At 73.2% G+C, this 19647-nt stretch carries 18 protein-coding genes; 3 read left to right on the plus strand and 15 right to left on the minus strand.

Features of this window, described 5'->3' with window-relative positions:
• Window positions 1-184: 184 nt before the first annotated feature.
• Window positions 185-1306, plus strand: a complete 1122-nt coding sequence (locus tag GA0070606_RS13375) for an AI-2E family transporter (RefSeq protein WP_091098812.1) — start codon at window positions 185-187, stop codon at window positions 1304-1306.
• Between the two features lie 79 nt (window positions 1307-1385).
• Here the strand turns inward: GA0070606_RS13375 and GA0070606_RS13380 are convergent, their stop codons facing one another.
• Window positions 1386-2039 carry a dienelactone hydrolase family protein gene (locus GA0070606_RS13380; RefSeq protein WP_091098815.1) on the minus strand — a complete coding sequence of 218 codons (654 nt, stop codon included), beginning with the start codon at window positions 2037-2039 and terminating at the stop codon, window positions 1386-1388.
• 167 nt (window positions 2040-2206) lie between these two features.
• Between GA0070606_RS13380 and GA0070606_RS32500 the strand changes: the two genes are divergently transcribed.
• Window positions 2207-2383: a hypothetical protein gene (locus GA0070606_RS32500; RefSeq protein WP_176737312.1), complete on the plus strand. Its 177-nt coding sequence runs from the start codon at window positions 2207-2209 to the stop codon at window positions 2381-2383.
• A 41-nt stretch (window positions 2384-2424) separates the two neighbouring features.
• On the opposite strand, the gene GA0070606_RS13385 is transcribed toward GA0070606_RS32500, so the two are convergent.
• From GA0070606_RS13385 to GA0070606_RS13425, 9 genes are all read right to left on the minus strand, one after another.
• Window positions 2425-4797 carry a glycoside hydrolase family 65 protein gene (locus tag GA0070606_RS13385; RefSeq protein ID WP_091098818.1) on the minus strand — a complete coding sequence of 791 codons (2373 nt, stop codon included), beginning with the start codon at window positions 4795-4797 and terminating at the stop codon, window positions 2425-2427.
• Entirely contained in the window at window positions 4794-5546 is a 753-nt protein-coding gene (locus GA0070606_RS13390) for an HAD-IA family hydrolase (RefSeq protein WP_091098822.1), read from the minus strand. The genes GA0070606_RS13385 and GA0070606_RS13390 overlap by 4 nt, the downstream gene beginning before the upstream one ends.
• 63 nt (window positions 5547-5609) lie before the next feature.
• Window positions 5610-6074 carry a DUF4442 domain-containing protein gene (locus GA0070606_RS13395; RefSeq protein ID WP_091098826.1) on the minus strand — a complete coding sequence of 155 codons (465 nt, stop codon included), beginning with the start codon at window positions 6072-6074 and terminating at the stop codon, window positions 5610-5612.
• A 70-nt stretch (window positions 6075-6144) separates the two neighbouring features.
• Window positions 6145-7440, minus strand: a complete 1296-nt coding sequence (locus GA0070606_RS13400; RefSeq protein WP_091098829.1) for an ABC transporter ATP-binding protein — start codon at window positions 7438-7440, stop codon at window positions 6145-6147.
• Between the two features lie 135 nt (window positions 7441-7575).
• On the minus strand, window positions 7576-9786 hold the full coding sequence (locus tag GA0070606_RS13405) for a bifunctional glycosyltransferase/CDP-glycerol:glycerophosphate glycerophosphotransferase (RefSeq protein ID WP_091098832.1): 2211 nt from the start codon (window positions 9784-9786) through the stop codon (window positions 7576-7578).
• Window positions 9787-9801: 15 nt separating this feature from the next.
• Window positions 9802-11814 (minus strand): DUF5941 domain-containing protein, encoded by a 2013-nt coding sequence (locus GA0070606_RS13410; protein ID WP_091098836.1) that lies wholly within the window; start codon window positions 11812-11814, stop codon window positions 9802-9804.
• Window positions 11811-12557, minus strand: coding sequence for an ABC transporter ATP-binding protein (locus GA0070606_RS13415; protein ID WP_091098838.1), 747 nt, complete (start codon window positions 12555-12557; stop codon window positions 11811-11813). The genes GA0070606_RS13410 and GA0070606_RS13415 overlap by 4 nt, the downstream gene beginning before the upstream one ends.
• A 2-nt stretch (window positions 12558-12559) precedes the next feature.
• Window positions 12560-13387, minus strand: a complete 828-nt coding sequence (locus GA0070606_RS13420; RefSeq protein ID WP_091107690.1) for an ABC transporter permease — start codon at window positions 13385-13387, stop codon at window positions 12560-12562.
• A gap of 59 nt (window positions 13388-13446) precedes the next feature.
• A complete protein-coding gene (locus GA0070606_RS13425; protein ID WP_091094657.1) occupies window positions 13447-14817 on the minus strand; it encodes an L-serine ammonia-lyase in 1371 nt (456 codons plus the stop codon).
• A gap of 277 nt (window positions 14818-15094) precedes the next feature.
• Between GA0070606_RS13425 and GA0070606_RS13430 the strand changes: the two genes are divergently transcribed.
• A complete protein-coding gene (locus GA0070606_RS13430; protein ID WP_091098842.1) occupies window positions 15095-15301 on the plus strand; it encodes a PspC domain-containing protein in 207 nt (68 codons plus the stop codon).
• Between the two features lie 179 nt (window positions 15302-15480).
• On the opposite strand, the gene GA0070606_RS13435 is transcribed toward GA0070606_RS13430, so the two are convergent.
• From GA0070606_RS13435 to GA0070606_RS13455, 5 genes are all read right to left on the minus strand, one after another.
• Entirely contained in the window at window positions 15481-16245 is a 765-nt protein-coding gene (locus GA0070606_RS13435; protein WP_091098845.1) for a DUF4230 domain-containing protein, read from the minus strand.
• 142 nt (window positions 16246-16387) lie between these two features.
• Window positions 16388-17548 (minus strand): acyl-CoA dehydrogenase family protein, encoded by a 1161-nt coding sequence (locus GA0070606_RS13440; RefSeq protein ID WP_091098848.1) that lies wholly within the window; start codon window positions 17546-17548, stop codon window positions 16388-16390.
• 35 nt (window positions 17549-17583) lie between these two features.
• Window positions 17584-17889: a type II toxin-antitoxin system VapB family antitoxin gene (locus GA0070606_RS13445; protein ID WP_089002310.1), complete on the minus strand. Its 306-nt coding sequence runs from the start codon at window positions 17887-17889 to the stop codon at window positions 17584-17586.
• A 189-nt stretch (window positions 17890-18078) separates the two neighbouring features.
• A complete protein-coding gene (locus tag GA0070606_RS13450; protein WP_091098852.1) occupies window positions 18079-18681 on the minus strand; it encodes a nitroreductase family protein in 603 nt (200 codons plus the stop codon).
• Between the two features lie 12 nt (window positions 18682-18693).
• The gene (locus GA0070606_RS13455; protein ID WP_091098857.1) at window positions 18694-19623 is read right to left on the minus strand and encodes an aldose 1-epimerase family protein; all 930 of its coding nucleotides are present in this window, start codon (window positions 19621-19623) and stop codon (window positions 18694-18696) included.
• Window positions 19624-19647: the final 24 nt, after the last annotated feature.

Genomic DNA, 19647 nt, shown 5'->3' on the forward strand with positions numbered 1-19647 from the left:
GGGTTCGGTCTCAGCCTTCCCTTGCGGTCCGGGCGCAAACTCCCGACGGGACGGACCCCCGGCAGGGAGGGCGGGAACGCCCAGTCGGCGTTCACCCACGTCCGAGGGATCTAGCGTGAGGGGACGCGGGTGTCGCGGGGACGCCGGCCGGGTACCGACTCGCCGGAGATCGAGGAGGACCGACGTGGTCGCAGACGGTGCCGGGCGTACGCCCGAAGGGACGACGGACCGGGGGGCGGGGCCCCGGCAGACCTGGGCGGCGCTGCCCTGGCTGGTCCGCTCGGCCGTGGTGTGGAGCGCCTGCCTGGTGATGGTCGTCGCCGGGCTCTACCTGCTGGGGAAGATCGCGGTGCTGCTCGCGCCGCTGGCCATCGCGCTGGCCGCCACGGTCTTCCTCACCGCGCTGCTCGATCCGGTGCAGCTCGCGCTGCGCCGGCTCCGCCTGCCCGCCTCGCTGGCCGCCCTGCTCACCGTGCTGCTGCTGCTCGGCGTGCTGTTCGGGGTCGGCGCCCTGGTCTGGAACCTGACCGCGGGCCAGTTCAGCGAGCTGAGCCAGGAGCTGACCCAGGGCCTGCGGCGGACCCGCGAGTTCGTCACCTCCACGCTGCCGGTCAGCGACCAGCAGCTCGACCGCCTGCTCGACCAGGCCCGACAGGGCTTAGGGCAGGGCTCGGTCGACCCGGTGTCGGGGGCCCGGACGGCCGCCGAGGTGCTCGGCTCGGCGCTGCTCGCGCTCGTGCTGCTGTTCTTCCTGCTCAAGGACGGCCGGTCGATGTGGCGCTGGACGCTGTCCCGGGCGACCGGCCCGAACCGCTCGGTGACGGCGGAGGCGGGTCGGGTCGGCTGGCGGACGCTGGGCGCGTACAGCCGGGGCACGATGATGATCGCCGCGATCGACGCGATCGGCATCGGCCTGGCCCTGGTGCTGCTCCGGGTGCCGCTGGCCTTCCCGCTGGCGCTGATCACCTTCTTCGGCGGCTTCATCCCGATCATCGGGGCGACCGTGGCCGGGGCGGTCGCGGTGCTGGTGGCGCTCGCGGCGAAGGGGCCGGTCACCGCGCTGCTCGTCCTCGCCGCCGTGATCGCCGTGCAGCAGATCGAGGGCAACCTGCTGGAGCCGCTGATCATGAAGCGTCAGGTGCGCCTGCATCCGGCGGTGATCCTGGTGGCGGTCACCGCCGGCACGCTGGTCGCCGGGATCGCCGGCGCCTTCGTCGCGGTGCCGATCACCGCCGTCGTCTGGCGCGTCATCGACACCGTGCAACAACACCGCCAACCCCGCACCCCAGCTCCGGATCCCCGTTGATCATCGGTTGGCGATTCGGTGGGTCTCTGCCGCTGTCGCCAACCTCATGGTCGACCCCGCGCGCCGGGCGGGCCGAGAGTCAGCGGGTCAGGTGGGTGGTGAACCAGTCGGCGGCGCTGTGGGCCACCTGTTCCAGGGTGCCGGGCTCCTCGAAGAGGTGGGTCGCCCCCGGGATCACCGTCAGCTCGGCCGTGTCCGGCAGCGCCTCCTGCGCCTGCTCGTTGAGGGTGATCACCTGCTCGTCGAGGCCGCCGACCAGCAGCAGCGTCGGGGCGCGCACCTGGCCGAGGGCCGCGCCGGCCAGGTCGGGACGACCGCCCCGGGAGACCACCGCGCCGACGAGGTCGGGCCGGGCCGCCGCCGCCACCAGGGCGGCGGCGGCCCCGGTGCTGGCCCCGAACAGCCCGATCGGCACCGTGCCGAAGGGCCGCTCGGCCGCCAGCCAGTCCACGATCGCCGCGAGCCGGCCGGCGAGCAGGCCGATGTCGAAGCGCAGCTCGGCGGTACGCGCGTCCACCCGGTCCTCCGCCGGGGTCAGCAGGTCGACCAGCACCGTGCCCAGGGCGCTGCGGTTGAGCACGTGCGCCACGGCCGTGTTGCGCGGGCTGTGCCGGGAGCTGCCGCTGCCGTGCGCGAAGAGCACCACGCCGGTCGGCTCGGCCGGGACCAGCAGGTCGGCCGGGAGTTCGGCCTCCCCCGCCGGGATCGTCACCTCGCTGCTGCGCACGTCCATCTCCGCCTCCGTCCCGTACGTCGCTCCCAAGGGCCCGCATACCCGCCCGCCCGGCCGGCAAGCGGGGGCCGTCCGCCCGGCGTTTGTCGCCGGGGGCGTCGGGTAGGCGGCGGATGACCGCAGGCCGTACCGGCGCAACCGCGCCCCGACGGATCGCGAGGATCGCCATGGCGCAGCAGCGAGAGTCCCGCCAGCAGACCGCCGAGCGCGAACGGCGCGAACAGGACACCGAACGCGGCCGGGACTGGGCGGACGAGGCGGCCCAGGCGCGCACGGCCGACGACCCGCGGGCGATGGCGCCCCGGGACGCCGCCGGCCGCCCGTCGCAGGGCAGGCCGCTCTGACCAACGCCGCCGGCCCGCCCCACGGGCGGGCCGGCGGCGCGTCACGGCTCGTTCTCGGGCAGTCGGAGCAGCGGGGCCCGGCCCGGCGCCTGCTCCGGGGCCGGCCCGGAGACCTCCGCCGGCGGAATCGGCACGGTGACGGGCTCCGCACAGGTGACGCGGACCGTCTCGCCGTGGTGGCGCAGCTCCAGCACGTCCTCCGGGTCGCCGTGGCGCAGGGCGTACGTGGTCTCGTCCGGCCGGACGTCCACGCGCAGCCGCATCCCGCGCCACTGGAGCGAGAACTCCAGCCGCCCGAGCCGGCTGGACAGGCGCGGCGCGAACGACAGCGTGCCGTCGTGATCGCGCAGCCCGCCGAACCCGGCCACCAGGGCGATCCAGGCGCCGGCGAGCGACGCCATGTGCACGCCGTCGCGGGTGTTCTCGTTGAGGTCGTGCAGGTCCATCAGTGCGGCCTCGCGCAGGTAGATGTGCGCCAGCTCCGGGTGGCCCACCTCGGCGGCCAGCACGGACTGGGTGCAGGCCGACAGCGACGAGTCCCGCACCGTCCGGCGTTCGTAGTAGAGGAAGTTGCGCAGTTTCTGCTCGGGGGTGAACGCGTCGCCCCGCCAGTGCATGGCGAGGACCAGGTCCGCCTGCTTGACCACCTGCTTGCGGTAGAGGTCGAAGTACGGGTAGTGCAGCAGCAGCGGGTACTTCTCCGGCGGCGTGTGCGCGAAGTCCCACTCCTGGAGCCGGGTGAACCCCTCCACCTGCTCGTGGACGTCGATCTCCTCGTCGTACGGGATGTGCATGGCCGCCGCCGCGTCCCGCCAGGCGGCGGCCTCCTCGTCGGTCACGCCGAGGTGGAACGCCTCGTCCCGGTAGCGCATCACCGCCTCGGCGGCGGCGATCAGGTTCCGTTGCGCCATCAGGTTGGTGTAGATGTTGTCGTTCTTCACCGCCGTGTACTCGTCGGGACCGGTGACCCCGTCGATGTGGAACTGGCCGTGCCGGTCGTGGTGGCCCAGCGACCGCCACAGCCGGGCGGTCTCCACCAGCAACTCCAGCCCGATCTCCCGTTCCAGGTCGGTGTCCTGCGTGACCTGCACGTAGCGGCGCAGCGCGTCGGCGACGCCGGCGGCGATGTGGAAGGCGGCGGTGCCCGCCGGCCAGTAGCCCGACGACTCCGGGCCCTCGATGGTGCGCCAGGGGAACGCGGCGCCCTCCAGGTTGAGCGTCCGGGCCCGCTCGTGCGCGGCGGCCAGCGTGCGGTACCGCCAGTGCAGGGCGTCCCGGACGGCGGCGGGGTGGGTGTAGGTGAGCACGGGCAGGACGAACATCTCGGTGTCCCAGAAGGCGTGCCCGTCGTACCCGGGGCCGGTCAGGCCCTTCGCGGCGATCGGCCGCTGCTCGGCCCGGGCGCCGGCCTGGAGGACGTGGAACATGCCGAACCGGACGGCCTGCTGGATCTCCGGGTCACCCTCCACCACCACGTCGGCGGTGCCCCAGAACTCGTCGAGGTATTCGCGCTGCTCCCGGCGCAGCCCGTCCCAGCCGTCCAGGCGCGCCCCCGTCAGGGCGGCCTCGACCTGGTCGCGCATCGCCGGCAGCGACCGGCGGCTCGACCAGCCGTACGCCAGGTACTTGACCACCCGCAGCGTCTCGCCCGGCTTGAGCACGCACCCGATCGTGGTACGCACCCAGTCCTCGTATCCCTCGGACTGGATGGTCTTGCGCGCCGGGGCGTACACCTCGTGTTCCATCGCGGCGGCCACCCGCAGCCCGGAGACCTTGGTCCGGTGGATGAGCAGCCCGCCGTCGGGGGTGGTCAGCTCCTCCTCGGCCTGCAACGGCGACTCGAGCACGGCCGCGACCCGGGGATCCCGGCTCTGCGGGGGCAGCGCCTCGTTCGCCACCAGCTCCGACTGCAGGATCAGCCGCAGCGGGCCGTCGACCGCCTCCACCTCGTAGTTGATCGCCGCGACCGCGCGTTGGGTGAAGGAGACCAGCCGGGTGCTGCGGACCTTGACCTCCCGGCCCGCCGGGGAACGCCAGTGCAGCTCCCGGTGCAGGGTGCCGGCGCGCAGGTCGAGGACCCGCTCGTGGGCGAGGAGTTCGCCGTAGCGGACGTCGAGCGGCTCGTCGTCGACCAGCAGCCGGATCAGCTTGCCGTTGGTGACGTTGACGATCGTCTGGCCGGATTCGGGGAACCCGAAGCCGGCCTCCGCGTAGGGCAGCGGGCGCAGCTCGTAGAAGGAGTTGAGGTAGGTGCCGGGCAGGCCGTGCGGCTCGCCCTCGTCGAGGTTGCCGCGCAGCCCGACGTGGCCGTTGGAGAGCGCGAACACCGACTCGGACTGGGCCAGGACGTCCATGTCCAGCCGGGTCTCCCGGACGTGCCACGGCTCGACGGGATACGCGCGCTCCCTGATCACGCGGACCGCCCGGTGTCGAGCAGGTCGGCGAGGTCGGTCACCACGACGTCGGCGCCGTGGGCGCGCAGCTCCGCGGCCTGGCCGACCCGGTCGACCCCGACCACGTGGCCGAACCCGCCGGCCCGGCCGGCTGCCACCCCGGCCAGCGCGTCCTCGAAGACGGCGGCGTTGGCCGGGTCGACCCCGAGCAGCCGGGCCCCGGCGAGGAAGGTGTCCGGGTGCGGCTTGCCGCGCAGCCCCTCGGCGCGGGCGACCAGCCCGTCGACGCGCCCCTCCAGCAGCGGTTCCAGGCCGGCGGCGGCGACCACCTCCCGGCCGTTGGCGCTGGCGGTGACGACCGCGCGGCGCAGGCCGGCGGCGGCAGCGGCCTTCAGGTAGGTGACCGAGCCGGGGTAGACGTCCACGCCGTGGGTGCGCAGCCGCTCCAGCAGCAGGACGTTCTTGCGGTTGCCGACCCCGTTGACCGTGTCGGCGTCGGGCGGGTCGTCGGGCGTGCCCTCGGGCAGCACGATCCCCCGGGAGGCGAGGAAGGTCCGCACCCCGTCGGCGCGTGGCCGGCCGTCGACGTAACGGTTGTAGTCCGGGCCGGGGTCGAAGGGGCGGAAGGGTTCACCGGTGACGGCGGAACGCCGGCGCAGGAAGCCGTCGAACGTCTCGGTCCACGCGGCGTTGTGCACCCGGGCGGTCTGCGTCAGCACACCGTCCAGATCGAAGAGACAGGCGGTCACGTGAGCAGGCAGGCCCAGCACGGTACGAATCTATCCACACCGCCGCGCCGGCAAACCGGTTTCCGACCGCTTGCCCGGAACGGCTCAGTGCGGGCGCAGCGTCCAGAGCACCGTCATCTCCCCGGTCGGCTTCCCCTCCTCGGTGGCGATCTCCACCCGGACCGGGAACTCCGGCCGCCGGCCGGCGTCCAGCTCGGCGACCACCTCGGCGGGGGGCCGGACGAGCCGCGCCGTCGCCAGCACGGGCCCCAGGGCGAGCTTCCGGTACGCGATCTCGGCCCGCACCGCCAGCGGCGTGGCCCGGTCGAGCAGTTGCCCGAACGCGGCCAGCACGACCGCGCCGGAGGCGGTCTCGCCGAGGGTGAACATGGCCCCGGCGTGCGGCCCGCCGACGTGGTTGTGGGTGGCCGGCGAGTCGGGCAGGCGGACGACGGCCCGCACCCCGCCCTGCGCCTCGGGGGCCACCTCGACGAATTCGAGACCGAGCGTACGGGCGAACGGCACCGCCTCCAGCATGCCGGCCGCCACCTGGCGCGAGTCGATGGTCATGCCCCGACGTTACTAGCCGGTAACTTCGACCACAACCCGACGCCCCGGGGACGCCTGCCGGATGCCGCCGTCAGCGCCAGCCGACGTCGATGCGGTCACCCCGCTCGTCGAAGAAGTGCAGCGCGTCCATCCGGACGCTGACGGCGAGGGGGTGACCGGCGGCGACCGAGGGGTACGGCGCGAGCCGGACCGCCAGCTCGGCGGGGCGGCGGTGGTGCCGGCCCGGGTCGCTGAGCACGCTGGTCCGGGTCCCGACGGCCGGCGCGGGCTCCTCCTCCGCCGCCCGTCCGGTCAGCCGCTGCACCACCTGGCCGAGGCGGCGCAGGCCGCGCTGGTCGACGGGGGCCTCGACGCGGGCGCCCATCTCGTCCACCACGATCGCGGTGGCCCCGATGTCGAGGAACGCGAGCGACTCGTGGCCGTGGTGCTCCAGGTAGCGGATCCGGCCGTGCAGCACGTCGCCCTGGGTGTCCGGGGCGACCGGGGTGAGCGCCTCGGCCCGCATCCCGACCACGATCCGCTCGCCGTGGTAGTGCGCGACCGCCCGGCTGCGGATGTCGTCCCAGGGCAGATAGAGCGCCTGCTCGCCGAGGGTGAGGGTGACGTAGCGGTCGAGGTGGACGTAGACCGACGCCTCCAGCAGGTTCATCCGGGGGCTGCCGAGGAACGCGGCCACGTAGAGGGTGGCCGGGCGGCCGTACACCTGGGTGGGGGTGCCGACGTCCTGGAGGACGCCCTTGCGCATGATGGCGACCCGGTCGGCCATGGTCAGGGCCTCGGCCTGGTCGTGGGTGACGTAGATGGTGGTGACGCCCAGCTCGCGGGTCAGGCCGGAGATCTCCGCGCGCAGCTCGGCGCGGAGCCCGCTGTCGAGGTTGGACAGCGGCTCGTCCATCAGGAACAGCCCGGGGCGGCGGACGATCGCCCGGCCCATCGCGACCCGCTGACGCTGCCCGCCGGAGAGCTGGCTGGGCCTGCGGCCGAGCACGTCGCCGATGCCGAGCGCGCTGGCCACGTCGGTGACCCGCTCGCCGCGCGGCTCGGGCTCCACCCCGGCCAGCCGGAGCGGGAAGGCGATGTTGTCGTTGACCGTCATGTGCGGGTAGAGCGCGAAGTCCTGGAAGACCATGGCGATCTTCCGGTCGCGCGGCGGCAGGTCGTTGGCCAGCTCGCCGTCGAGCAGCACCGCGCCCGACGTCGGGTCCTCCAGCCCGGCGACCATCCGCAGGACGGTGGACTTCCCGCAGCCCGACGGGCCGAGCAGCACCATGAACTCGCCGTCGTTGACGTCGAGGTTGATGCTGTCGACGGCGAGGGTGCCGTCCCGGAAAACCTTTGTGACATCCTTGAGCGCGACGGTGGTCACCGTGCCCTCCCCCCAGCTCGTGGACCGAACCCGAATGACTGTGACGAGGATCATTGGCCTCGCACATCGGGTAAACGTGCCATGTTCGACCCGTGACGGTCATGTGACGCCCACCGGGCGGGACGCCCCGACCGGTCAGCAGCCGCCCGGGGTCGGCTCCGGCCGTTCGCCGAGGAAGACCCGGCGGACCACCCGCTCGGCGGCGTGGCCGTCGTCGAGCGCGCAGAACCGGGCCCGGAACCGCTGCCGGGCCTTCGTCGCCGCCTCCGCGTCGACCGCGCCGGAACGGAACAGGTCGAGCAGGTCGGCGAAGTCGGTGGCGACCGCGCCGGGCGGCTCCGCGAGCAGGTCGAAGTAGACCCCCCGGGCGAGCCGGTACGCCTCCCAGTCGGGGGCGTAGACGACGATCGGCCGGTCCAGCACGGCGTAGTCGAACATCGCCGACGAGTAGTCCGTGATCAGCACGTCCGCCACGAGGTAGAGGTCCTCGACGCGCGGGTGGGCGCTGACGTCGCGCACCCGGTCCCGGTCGACCGGGCGTCGGGCGCGACGGTCGCGGTCGTGGAAGTAGTGGCTGCGCATCAGCAGCCGGCCGGCCGGGCCGAGCACGTCGAGCAGGCGCTCCGGGTCGAACGGCGGCCGGTAGCCGGGCAGGTGTTCCCGGTGCGTCGGGGCGTACAGGACGACCCGCTCGCCGGGGCCGAGGCCGAACTCCCCGCGCAGCCGGAGCACCTCCTCGGCGGTCGCGGTGACCAGCCGGTCGTTGCGCGGGTAGCCCACCTCCAGGGTGGTGTACGCGGCCGGGTAGGCCCGCTCCCACATCTGGGTGGAGAAGCTGTTCGCGCTGACGCTGTAGTCCCACCGGTCCACCCGGCGCAGCAGCCCGGCGAAGTCCATCCCCACCGCGCCGATCGGGTACCGCTGCTGGTCGAGTCCCATCACCTTGACCGGGGTGCCGTGGTGGGTCTGCACGTGCACGGTGCCCGGCCGCTTGCGGACGAAGTCCGGGAAGTTGACGTTGTTGACCAGCCAGCGCGCCCGGGCCAGCGCCCGGTAGTACGCGGGCGTGCCGGCCACCACGTACTCCACACCGGGCGGCAGGGTGTGCACCCGGTCCCGCCGGACGATCCACAGCCCTCGAACCCCGGGGGCCAGCCGCCGCGCCGCCTCGTAGACGGCGGCCGGGTTGTCCGCGTAGCCGCGGTACCAGTAGGCCGCGTAGACCGCCAGCGTCGGGTCGACCGGCCGGCGCAGTTCGGCGCGGTAGTACTCGCGTAGCAGCGCGTCCCGCGTGAGTCGGGCGGCCCGCCGGGCCCGAGGCGCCACCCGCCGCCTGGTGCTCCGCGCCGTACGCCGGGCGGCGTCGCGCGCCCGGTAGGCGGTGCGCAGCGCGCTGAACGTCCGCCACCGGCCGGCGGCGACCAGGCGGTGCTTGAGCCCTTCGGCGCCCCCGGGCGCCGGATAGCCGCCGGGCGGCAGCCAGCGCGCGTGGTCGGTGGTGATCTGCGCGAAGAAGGCCGGGCGCAGCTCGGGGGCGATCCGTTGCCCGTTGCCGAGCACCGTGAGGTAGTGCCAGATCATCCGCTCGAACACCGCGGGGCGCAGGTCGTCGACCCGCGGGCCCCAGGAGTCCATCAGCCGGAACACGCGGTGCCACTGGTCGAACACCTCGAAGTGCCGGTCGCCCCGGGTCCTGGTGATCGCGCCGGCCCGCCGCTGCCGGTAGTTGACGCAGACCCGGTCCAGCACGCCGATCCGCTCGGCGGCCATCAGCACGGGATAGCTGAACGAGACGTCCTCGTACCAGCCGGGGGCGAAGCGCAGCCCCTCGTCGATCAGGAACTGCCGGCGCACCAGCCGGTTCCAGGCGGTGTGCAGCAGCCGCAGGGTCTCGGGCCGCTCCCGCAGCCGGAAGGTGTCGCCGGGCGGCTCGGGGAACACCTCCGGCATCGCGCTGCCGGTGGTCGCGTTGTTCCAGTGCGTCCGCACGTGGTCGACCAGGAGCACGTCCGGCCGGGTGGCCCGGAGGCGCTCGGCCACCTCCACCAGGCACTCCGGGGCGAGCCAGTCGTCGCCGTCGACGAACCAGACGTAGTCGCCGACGGCCCGGTCCAGCCCGATGTTGCGGGCCGGACCGAGCCCCACGTTCTCCGTCAGCCGGACGGCGCGCATCCGTCGGTCGCGGGCCGCGTACTCGGCGAGGATCTCGCCGCTGTCGTCGGGCGAGCAGTCGTCGACGCCGATCACCTCGATCTCGGCGACCGGCTGACCGAGGATGGAGTCCAGGCACTCGCGCAGGTAGCCCTGCACCCGGAAGGCCGGCACGACGAAACTGATCAGGGTCATCGGCCGGCCCCTCCGTCAGCCCGGCGAGCGGCCTCCCGCACCGGCCAGGCCCACCGACGCCCGCGCGGCGCGGGCGGGCAGGACGACCCAGGCGAGAACGACACTCCCCACGAAAACCACGAGAAGGTACGTTCCGAGTGTAGCCATCCCGATCCCCGCAATTCCGACTATCGCCGCGAGGGCCAGCAGCACCGAACGCCCCTCCCAGCCCAGCGTGACGCCGTGCAGCGGCGGCGCGGACTGCCGCTTCTCCAGGCGCGCCGTCAGGTCGTAGTGGTGCAGCGTGAGCACGAAGACGTAGCCGAAGACCAGCCACGGCGGCACGTCGCCGACCACCCCGACCGCGATGGCGAAGAGGTACTCGCCCGCCCGCAGCGCGGCCGGCACCAGCCAGTCCAGCGGCCCGTTGTGCGCCGCCCCCGCCCCGAGGCCGCCGGCCAGGAGCACCAGCAGCGCGACCGGCACCGCCCAGCGCAGCCCGTCCGCCCCGGCGCCGTCCGTCGCGACCAGCGCCGCCACCAGCAGCGCCGCCGGCCCCAGCGCCGCGAGCACCGCCAGCGTCAGCGGGCCCAACGGGCGGACCACCGGCAGGAGCCGGGCCAGCGGCCCGTCGTCGCGGTGCAGGGTGGCGTCGACCGTGTCCAGCACGGGCACCCACATCCAGCGCGCGCGCAGCGTGCGCAGCGCCCCGGTGTACGCGAACGCCAGCACCCCCCACGCCAGCACCGCGTAGAGGCTGACCAGCGGCCCGAACAGCGCCACGGTCAGCGCGATCAGCGCCCAGCGCTCCCCGATCGGGAAGACCACCGTCCGCTTCAGCCAGTACGACACCGACCCCGTGTCGGCCTGCACCCGGTTGGAGGCGGCGTTCAGCCTGTCACCGATGCCGCCGCCGGAGGTGCCGACCGTCTTCGGCCGGCGGGCGGCCTCGTCGTGCAGCACGCCGTACCAGGTGTCGGTCATGTGCCGCACGGTCTGCAGCGTCATCGCGGCGATCGCCAGCGCCCAGCCGTACCGGAACCCGGCCTGGGTCGCCCCGTAGCCGAGGCCGGCGTAGACCACGTACTCCTTCGCGCGGTCGGCCATCGTGTCCAGCCAGCCGCCCCAGGCGCTGAAGTGCCGGGTGTAGCGGGCGAGCTGCCCGTCCACGCAGTCGAGCACGAAGCCGAGGTAGAGCAGCACCGCCCCGGCGACCAGCGCCGGCCGCCCGCCGACGCCGAAGAGCACCGCGGCGGCCACCGCGAACGCCACCGAGATCATCGTGACGGCGGTCGGGCCGAGCCCGAGCTTCGCCGACGCCTTGGTCACGTACGGCGACCAGGTGCTGACGAAGAACGTGGTGAAGAAGTCGTCGCGCTCCTTCACCGAGAGCTTCAGCTCGGCCCGGTCCTCGTCGACGGCGGCCACGGCCGCCTCCGCGGCGGCCAGCCCCGCCGGGTCGGTCACCCGGCGCGCGACGAGCAGGCGTACCCGATGGGCGAAGGTCAGCACGCCGAGCCCGGCGAGACCGGCGAAGAGCCGGTCCACGGCGGGCCCGGTCACCGGCGGCGCGGCGGTCGACGGGGTGCCGCCGGGCAGCACCCCGGCGGCGGCGGCCCGCGCGGCGGCGGCGAGTGACGGCAGGTCGTCGACGCCGACCCGCAGGGCCCCGCCGAAGACGCCGGTCGCGTCGCCGTTCAGCGTCTCCGGCGACCCGGCCTCGACCACCTGGCCGCGCTCCTCGCGCACGGCCGCGCGGCCGTCGCCGGGCGGGTCGGTCAGCACCAGCGCCACCGTCGGCCCGACCGGGCTGGTCGCCAGGTGCCGCAGGACGGCGGTGTGCGCGACCAGGTCGGCGCCGGTGACCAGCACCGGGCCGGTGGCCGCGTCGACCAGGGCCGCCAGCTCGTCCAGGTCGGCGGCGCGGCGCACCTCGTCCGCCCCGGCCCGGCGCAACTGGGCGGCCAGCCGGTCGGCGAGGGGTTCGCCCGCGCGGGTGGGCAGGCTCGCGGCCGGGGCGTCGACGGCGAGCACGATCGCGAGCGTCACCGCGGGACCGCGGTGTGGTACGCGTCGAGCGCCTCGGCGATCGTGCCGTCGACGCTCAGCCGGCCGCCGTCGAGGTAGAGCCCCCGACGGCAGAACCGGGTCAGGTCCTTTTCGTTGTGTGACACCAGCACCAGAGTGCGCCCCTCCCCGAGCAGACGGTCGATCGTCGCATAACACTTCTTACGGAACTCCGCGTCCCCGACCGCGGTCACCTCGTCCATGAGCAGGATGGGGTGCGGCAGGTGCGAGATGATCGCGAAGCCGAGCCGGACCTTCATGCCGGACGAGTAGTGCCGCACCGAGGTGTCGATGGCCCGCTCCACCTGCTCGCCGGCGAACGAGACGATGTCGTCGAAGTGCCGCCGCAGGTAGCCCGACGACAGCCCGTGCAGCCCGCCGACCAGGTAGAGGTTCTCCCGCCCGGTCAGGTCGTTGGAGAACCCGGCGGAGAGCTCCAGCAGCGGCGCGACGTCGCCGCGCACCCGGATCCGGCCCTCGTCGGGGATCAGCACGCCGGCGATCAGCCGCAGCAGCGTGCTCTTGCCGGTGCCGTTGCGGCCGATCACGCCGACGGTCTCGCCGGCCCCGACCGAGAACGACACCTCCCGCAGCGGCCAGAACTGTCCGTCCGCCGCGCCCCGCCGCCCCCGGTGGATGAACAGCTCGCGCAGCCGCAGCTGCCGGCGCCGGTTGCGGACGAACCGGATGCCGAGCCCCTCCGCCTCGATGATCGGGTCGGCCATCGTCACAGTTCCTTGAGCACGGCGGGTTCGAGCCGGCGGAAGGACCACCAGCCGGCGGCCAGCACCAGCAGGCTGACGCCGACCGTCGTGGCGAGCAGCCGGGCGTCCGGGAACTCGTCCGGGTACCAGACCGCGTGGTGGAGCTGGAAGATGCCGACCAGCGGGTTCAGTTCGTACGCGGCCTTCAGCCAGCCAGGCAGGTCGGCGTCCCGCACGAGGCTCAGCGGATAGATGATCGGCGTCGCGTAGAAGAGCACCCGGATGATCAGCCGCATGAAGCGTTCGACGTCGCGCATCAGCACGTTGACCGCCGAGAGCAGCAGCGCGAGCCCGACCAGCAGGACGGCCTGCACCGCCACCGCGAGCGGCAGGGCGAGCAGCGACCAGCCCAGCCCGATCCGGTCGTACGCGGCGTAGCCGACGGCGACGGCGACCAGGATCGGCAGGCCGGCGGCGTACTCGGCGAAGCGACCGGTGACCCGGCCGATCGGGAAGACCTGGCGGGGCACGTTCATCGTCGTGATCAGCCGGGACTGGCCGGTGAGCGCGTTGGTGGCCTCGCTCAGCGCCGAACTGGTCCACATCCAGGCGAAGATCCCGGTGATCAGGAACAGCGGGTACGAGTCCGCCGCGTCACCCAGGTGGCGGGTGGTGTCGCGGGAGTAGAGGACACCGAAGACGAACCAGTAGATGGCGCCCATGCCGAGGGGCTCGATGAGCGACCAGAGGTAGCCGAGCACCGACTGCTGGTATTTCACGGCGAGGTCGCGCTTGACGAGGATGCGCAGGGAGTTGCGGTGCGACCACAACGCCGCGACGCCAGAGGTCACCGTCGCCTCCCGCCTCACCGGACGGACGACAGGTTAGCAGTCCGTGAACGAACGCATCCTCAGCACTCGATCACGTTGACGGCCAGGCCGCCGCGCGCCGTCTCCTTGTACTTCACCTTCATGTCCGCGCCCGTCTCCCGCATGGTCTTGATGACCTTGTCCAACGACACGTGATGCACCCCGTCACCACGCAACGCCAACCGGGCAGCCGTGATCGCCTTGATGCTAGCCACCGCGTTCCGCTCAATGCACGGGATCTGCACCAGCCCACCAACCGGATCACACGTCAACCCCAGGTTGTGCTCCATCCCGATCTCCGCCGCGTTCTCCACCTGCTCCGGCGTACCACCCAACGCCTCAGCCAACCCCGCCGCCGCCATCGAACACGCCGAACCCACCTCACCCTGACAACCCACCTCCGCACCCGAGATCGACGCGTTCTCCTTGAACAACACCCCGATCGCACCCGCCGCCAACAGAAACCGCACCACCCCCTCCTCCGACGCCCCCGGCACAAACCGCACGTAGTAGTGCAGCACCGCCGGAATGATCCCCGCCGCCCCGTTCGTCGGCGCCGTCACCACCCGCCCACCAGCCGCGTTCTCCTCGTTGACAGCCAGAGCGAACAACGTCACCCAGTCCATCGCCCGCAGCGGATCGGCGGGGTCGGACTCCATCGCCAGGCTGCGCCGCAACTCGGCGGCACGACGGCGGACCTTCAACCCGCCCGGGAGCACCCCGTCCCGCGAACAACCCCGCTCCACGCACTCCCGCATCACCCGCCAGATCTCCAACAGACCCGCCCGCACCTCACCCCCGCTGCGCCAGGACAACTCGTTGGCCAGCATCACGTCGCTGATCGACAACCCGGTCGCCGAGGTGACGCCGAGCAGTTGCGCGCCGGTGAGAAACGGATACCGCACCCGCGTGACATCCGACTTGATCCGGTCGACCCCGGCCGCCGCCTCATCCACCACGAACCCGCCACCGACCGAGTAGTACGTCCGCACCCGCAACTCCACACCCCGCTCGTCGAACGCCACGAACGTCATCCCGTTCGGATGAAACGGCAACGACCGACGCCGATGCAACACCAGATCCCGCTCCGGATCAAAGTCGACCTCGTGCACACCCAACAGCCACAACCGCCGCTCCGCCCGCACCCGCGCCACCCACGCGTCGACCCCATCGGTGTCCACCGTCTCCGGCGCCTCACCCGCCAACCCCAACAACACCGCCCGGTCACTACCGTGCCCACGCCCCGTCGCACCCAACGAACCGAACAACTCCACCTGCACCCGCACCGTGCCCGACAACAACCCGTCAGCCTTCAACCCCGCCACGAACGCACGCGCGGCCCGCATCGGCCCCACCGTGTGCGAACTCGACGGCCCGACACCGACACTGAAAAGATCGAAAACGCTGATCATGGCTGCACTTCCTCGCCGTCGTACCCCTGACGGGTCCGGTCCGGTCGTGGCCGGCCCGGGTGCGGGGCGGCCGTCCGGCACCCGTGGCGTGCGGATGCCCGACCGGCGAGCCTACCCGCCCAGCTCAGCGCCCGTCCGGTGCGTCGCCCGACCGGCTCGCGGGTAACCACCTACGGGTACGCGGGCCGCCGATCCTCCTCGGGACCGAGGGCGCGGTGGCCGCTCCTTCCTACCGTGGAGACAGACGCGGCGAACGCCGCAGAGTGGGAGTACGACGATGAGTCGCAAACTGGTCCGCCCCCGTCAGGGACGCATGATCGCCGGCGTCTGCGCCGGCCTGGCTGAGCGTTTCGGCAGGTCTGCCGGCTTCGTCCGGCTGCTGTTCCTGCTGTCGCTGCTGCTGCCCGGCACCCAGGTCATCGTCTACCTGGTGCTGTGGGTGCTGATGCCGAACGAGGACCGCCACGCCGCCACCCGCTACTGACCGCCGACCGTCACCCGCGCCACGCCGGGCCGCCGGTCGAGGCGACGAGTCCCTGAAGTAGCCCTCTCCGGCGCGGCGGAGGGGGCTACTTCCGCGAGGTCGCGCGGATCACGGGGCGGGGAGGGGTGGACGCGACAGCGCCCGCCCCGGGCGGGGCGGGCGCCCGGCGTGACGGAGCGTCAGGGGGCGGTGTAGGTGACCGTCACCTTCTCGTAGCCGAGGGAGCGGAGCAGGCCCTCCAGCATCTTGCGGGTGTTCTCCTCGGCGCGCCGGGTCAGGCCGCTGTCCCGCGCGGCGGCGGTGATCCGCTCCTCGGCGAGCTGGTAGACCTGCTGCTGGCGGTTGGGATCGCCGCCGACCAGCTCGCCGATCCGGTTGAGCAGCCCCCGCTCCTCGGCGAAGACGTAGCTCTTCTCCAGGTCGAGGTTGGTCTTGGCGAGCTGCGGCGCCGGCAGCCTGATCTCCACCGACTTGCCGTCGGCGGACTCGACCACCGCACCCTCGGAGATCTTGGCGAAGTCCACGTAAGCCTCGACGCTGCCCGCACCGACGAAGAGGGTGCGCTGGTTGAGCAGCCAGTCGGGCACGTTGCGCCTGTCGTTCTGGAGGTCGACGACCACCTGGAAGTTGCCCTCGGCCGCGACGTAGCGGCTGAGATCCTGGATCGACTTCAGCAGCGGCGGCTGGCTGCGGTCGGTCTGCTCCTTGGCGAACGGGTTACGGAAGTCGGGCAGGATGCCGGTGGCCTGCACACCGAGCAGCACCACCACCGCCAGCGCCGCCGCGCCGAGCACCCAGAGCAGGCCGCGGGCCGGCCCGCCGGCCCGCGCCGCCGCGCCCGGGGCGGGCTGCGTCGCGTCGTCCGTCCGGGCCCTGAGCTCCTCGCCGGTCGGGTAGCCCGGGAACTCCCTCGTCGGCTCGTTGATGTCACCGTCGCGGGCCATGGCCCTCACCGTCCTCGTCAGACACGTCGTCTGTCATGACGGTAAGGCCCCGGTACGACAGGCGCTCGCCGAGCGGGGCAACCGGGCGGGATCGCTCTCCCGGCCGGCGCGGCACCGCCCCCGTAAGGGATGAAATCGCAGGTCAGGCGAAGGCCGACAACCCGGTCAGCCGCTGCCCGACGACGAGCTGGTGGATCTCCGAGGTGCCCTCGTAGGTGAGCACGCTCTCCAGGTTGTTGGCGTGCCGCATGATCGGGTACTCCCCGGAGACGCCGTTCGCGCCGAGGATCGTGCGGCACTGCCGGGCGATGGCCAGCGCCTCCCGGACGTTGTTGAGCTTGCCCACGCTCACCTGGTCGGGGCGCAGCCGACCGGCGTCGGCGAGGCGGCCCAGGTGCAGCGCCAGCAGGGCGCCCTTGTTCAGCTCGACGGCCATGTCGGCGAGCTTGGCCTGGGTGAGCTGGAAGCCGGCCAGCGGCCGGCCGAACTGGGTGCGGGTGGTGGCGTACTCCAGGGCGGTCTCCAGGCAGTCGCGGGCCGCGCCGAGCGCGCCCCAGACGATGCCGTGCCGGGCCTCGGTCAGGCAGCTCAGCGGCGCCTTCAGGCCGACCGCCTCGGGCAGGCGGGCGTCCGCCGGGAGCCGGACGTCGTCGAGCACGACCTCGCCGGTGACGGAAGCACGCAGCGACATCTTGTGCCGGATCTCCCGCGCCGTCACACCCGGCGTGTCCATCGGTACGGCGAAGCCGCGCACGCCGTCGTCGGTGCGCGCCCAGATCACCCCGACGTCGGCGATCGGCGCGTTGGTGATCCACATCTTGGCGCCGTTCAGCACCCAGTCGTCGCCGTCGCGGCGAGCCCGGGTGGTCATCGACGCGGGGTCGGAGCCGTGGTCGGGCTCGGTCAGCCCGAAGCAGCCGATGGCCTCGCCGGTGGCCATCGCCGGCAGCCAGCGCTGCTTCTGCTCCTCGCTGCCGAAGCGCCAGATGGCGTACATGGCCAGGGAGCCCTGGACCGAGACCAGGGAGCGGATGCCCGAGTCGCCGGCCTCCAGCTCCAGGCACGCCAGGCCGTAGGCGACGGCCGACGATCCGGCGCAGCCGTAGCCGGTCAGGTGCATGCCGAGCAGGCCGAGCTTGCCGAACTCGCGGGCCAGCTCCCGGGCGGGCACGTGGCCCTCCTCGTACCAGCCGGCGACGTGCGGGCGGACCCGGTCGTCGACGAGCTGGCGCACGACGGCGCGGATCTGCCGCTCCTCCTCGGTGAGCGACGAGTCCAGGTCCAGCAGATCGGTACGGCTCATGGCAGCCACCCTAACGAAGCCTCAGGGCCGGCCGCTCACTCGATCGGGCCGGAGAGGACGAGCACCCGGGCGTGGATCTGGTTGCGCTGCTGCAGCGCGGCCCGCAGCGCACGGTGCAACCCGTCCTCCAGGTAGAGCCCGCCGTTCCACTGCACCACGTGCGGGAAGAGGTCGCCGTAGAAGGTGGAGTCCTCCGCGAGCAGCTTGTCCAGCGCCAGCTCGCGCTTGGTGGTGATCAACTGGTCCAGGCGCAGCGGTCGCGGCGGGATCTCCGCCCACTGCTTGAGCGTCAGGTTGTGCTCCGGGTAGGGACGCCCGTCCCGGACCGCTCTGAAGATCACGACGGCACGCTCCCCTCCCCCTGGCCGGGCCGACCCACGACGCCGGGCGGGTCGCGGCGTGGCACCGCGACCCAGCGGCACCGATGCCCGTGCCAGCGTAGCGGGCTGCACCACCCCGCGTTCTGCTCCCTGATGTCAGTTTCGCTACCCACCGTCCGGTTCACAACCGCGCGAAACACCCGGAGGGGGTCAGCTCCACCGCCCTCGCCGCACCACCTCGCCCACCGGGCGCCGCCCCCGCCGCAGCGACGGTGACCGGTGGTCCCGCGCCCGGTAACCCACCGTCACCGCACCGATCGGGTCGTACTCCGCCGGCACGCCGAACGCGTCCCGGTAGGCGTCGAGGCGCTGCGGCGGGATGCCGAAGAAGCACGCCCCCAACCCCTCGTCCACGGCGGTCAACAGCATCAGCAGGGCGGCGAAGCCGGTGTCGACGTACCAGTAGGGCACCGGCCAGCGTTCCGTCGAGCGGTCCGCCCAGCCCTTGTCCGGCTCCGCGTAGCGCTCCAGGTAGGCCGAGCGGTTCGCGTGCGGCACGACGATCAGCGGGGCCCGGCGCATGCCGGTCAGCCACCGCTCCCGCCCGCCCCCGGCCGGGGTGGCCGCCGCCCAGAACCGCTCCCGGTCCGCCGGCTCCTCCAGCACCAGGAACCCCCAGCCCTGCGCGAACCCGGCCGACGGCGCGCGGACCGCGTGGTCGAGCAGCCGCTCCACCACGTCGGGCGGGACCGGGCGGTCCGGGTCGTAGTTGCGGACCATCCGGCGCCGCCGGACCACCTCGCTGAATTCCACGCGCTCCCCCGCTCAGGCCCCGGGCCGTACGCCCCAGACACCCCGCCAGGTCGCGCCGGGCTTCAGGGTGATCACGTCCCGGCCGGAGCGGAACGCGTCCGGCGGGCAGGTCATCGGCTCGACGGCGACGGAACGGCGCCGCCGCGGCCCGGAAAGCGCGTCGCCGGTGAACACCTGCCACCAGCCGAACTCCCGGTCGGCCCAGATCCGCACGCCCGCCGAGCCGTCGGGGGCGCTCAGGCTGACCACCGAGCCACCGTCGTCGTCGCGGATCACGTCGCCGAAGGTGAGGTCCAGCCGGGCCCGGCCGATGCGGCGAGGGCTGGTCCAGTCGTACTCGCTGCCGGCGACGGGGGTGACCCCGATCGGCAGCAGCCGGGAGTCCACCTGCAACCGCGACCGGGCCGGCAGCCGCAGCGACAGGTCGTCCACCGCCACCCCGGGGACCCGCAGGTACGGGTGCGCCGCGAGGCCGAACGGCGCCGGATCGACGCCGAGGTTGGTCGCCTCGTGCTCGGCGCGCAGCCCGTCCGGGCCGACGCTCCACCGCGTCCGCAGCCGCAGCGGCCACGGGTAGCCGGGCTGCGGCGGCAGGTCGAAGCCGACCGTCACCGCGTCGGCCGACCGCTCCACCAGCCGCCACGGCACCCAGGCCACCAGCCCGTGGATGGCCACCGCGCGGTCCGGCTCGCTGAGCGTGAGCTGCAACAGCCGGTCGCCGAAGGTGTACCGGCCGTCGCGGATCCGGTTCGGCCAAGGGGTCAGCACCTGCCCGGCGCAGCCGGGGCACATCTCGTCGGCGTCGTACCCGTCGAGCTGGTCCACCCCGTCGTGCCGGTATGTCCGCACCCCGCCGCCCACCTCGACGATGACGGCCTCGTGGCCGGCGGCGGCAATGGTCCACTGTGTACCGGACGGTGACGGTCTCGCGGTGCTCCCCATGCAGGCGACCTTAGTCGAGCGGGA

It is taken from the genome of Micromonospora citrea, from assembly GCF_900090315.1.
GTDB classification, from domain to species: Bacteria; Actinomycetota; Actinomycetes; order Mycobacteriales; family Micromonosporaceae; genus Micromonospora; species Micromonospora citrea.

Excerpts from the sequence above, each read along its gene's own strand:
- GA0070606_RS13380 (WP_091098815.1), bottom strand. The coding sequence starts at position 2,039 with ATGGACGTGCGCAGCAGCGAGGTGACGATCCCGGCGGGGGAGGCCGAA.
- GA0070606_RS32500 (WP_176737312.1), top strand. The coding sequence starts at position 2,207 with ATGGCGCAGCAGCGAGAGTCCCGCCAGCAGACCGCCGAGCGCGAACGG.
- GA0070606_RS13395 (WP_091098826.1), bottom strand. The coding sequence starts at position 6,074 with ATGACCATCGACTCGCGCCAGGTGGCGGCCGGCATGCTGGAGGCGGTG.
- GA0070606_RS13405 (WP_091098832.1), bottom strand. The coding sequence starts at position 9,786 with ATGACCCTGATCAGTTTCGTCGTGCCGGCCTTCCGGGTGCAGGGCTAC.
- GA0070606_RS13415 (WP_091098838.1), bottom strand. The coding sequence starts at position 12,557 with ATGGCCGACCCGATCATCGAGGCGGAGGGGCTCGGCATCCGGTTCGTC.
- GA0070606_RS13425 (WP_091094657.1), bottom strand. The coding sequence starts at position 14,817 with ATGATCAGCGTTTTCGATCTTTTCAGTGTCGGTGTCGGGCCGTCGAGT.
- GA0070606_RS13430 (WP_091098842.1), top strand. The coding sequence starts at position 15,095 with ATGAGTCGCAAACTGGTCCGCCCCCGTCAGGGACGCATGATCGCCGGC.
- GA0070606_RS13435 (WP_091098845.1), bottom strand. The coding sequence starts at position 16,245 with ATGGCCCGCGACGGTGACATCAACGAGCCGACGAGGGAGTTCCCGGGC.
- GA0070606_RS13440 (WP_091098848.1), bottom strand. The coding sequence starts at position 17,548 with ATGAGCCGTACCGATCTGCTGGACCTGGACTCGTCGCTCACCGAGGAG.
- GA0070606_RS13455 (WP_091098857.1), bottom strand. The coding sequence starts at position 19,623 with ATGGGGAGCACCGCGAGACCGTCACCGTCCGGTACACAGTGGACCATT.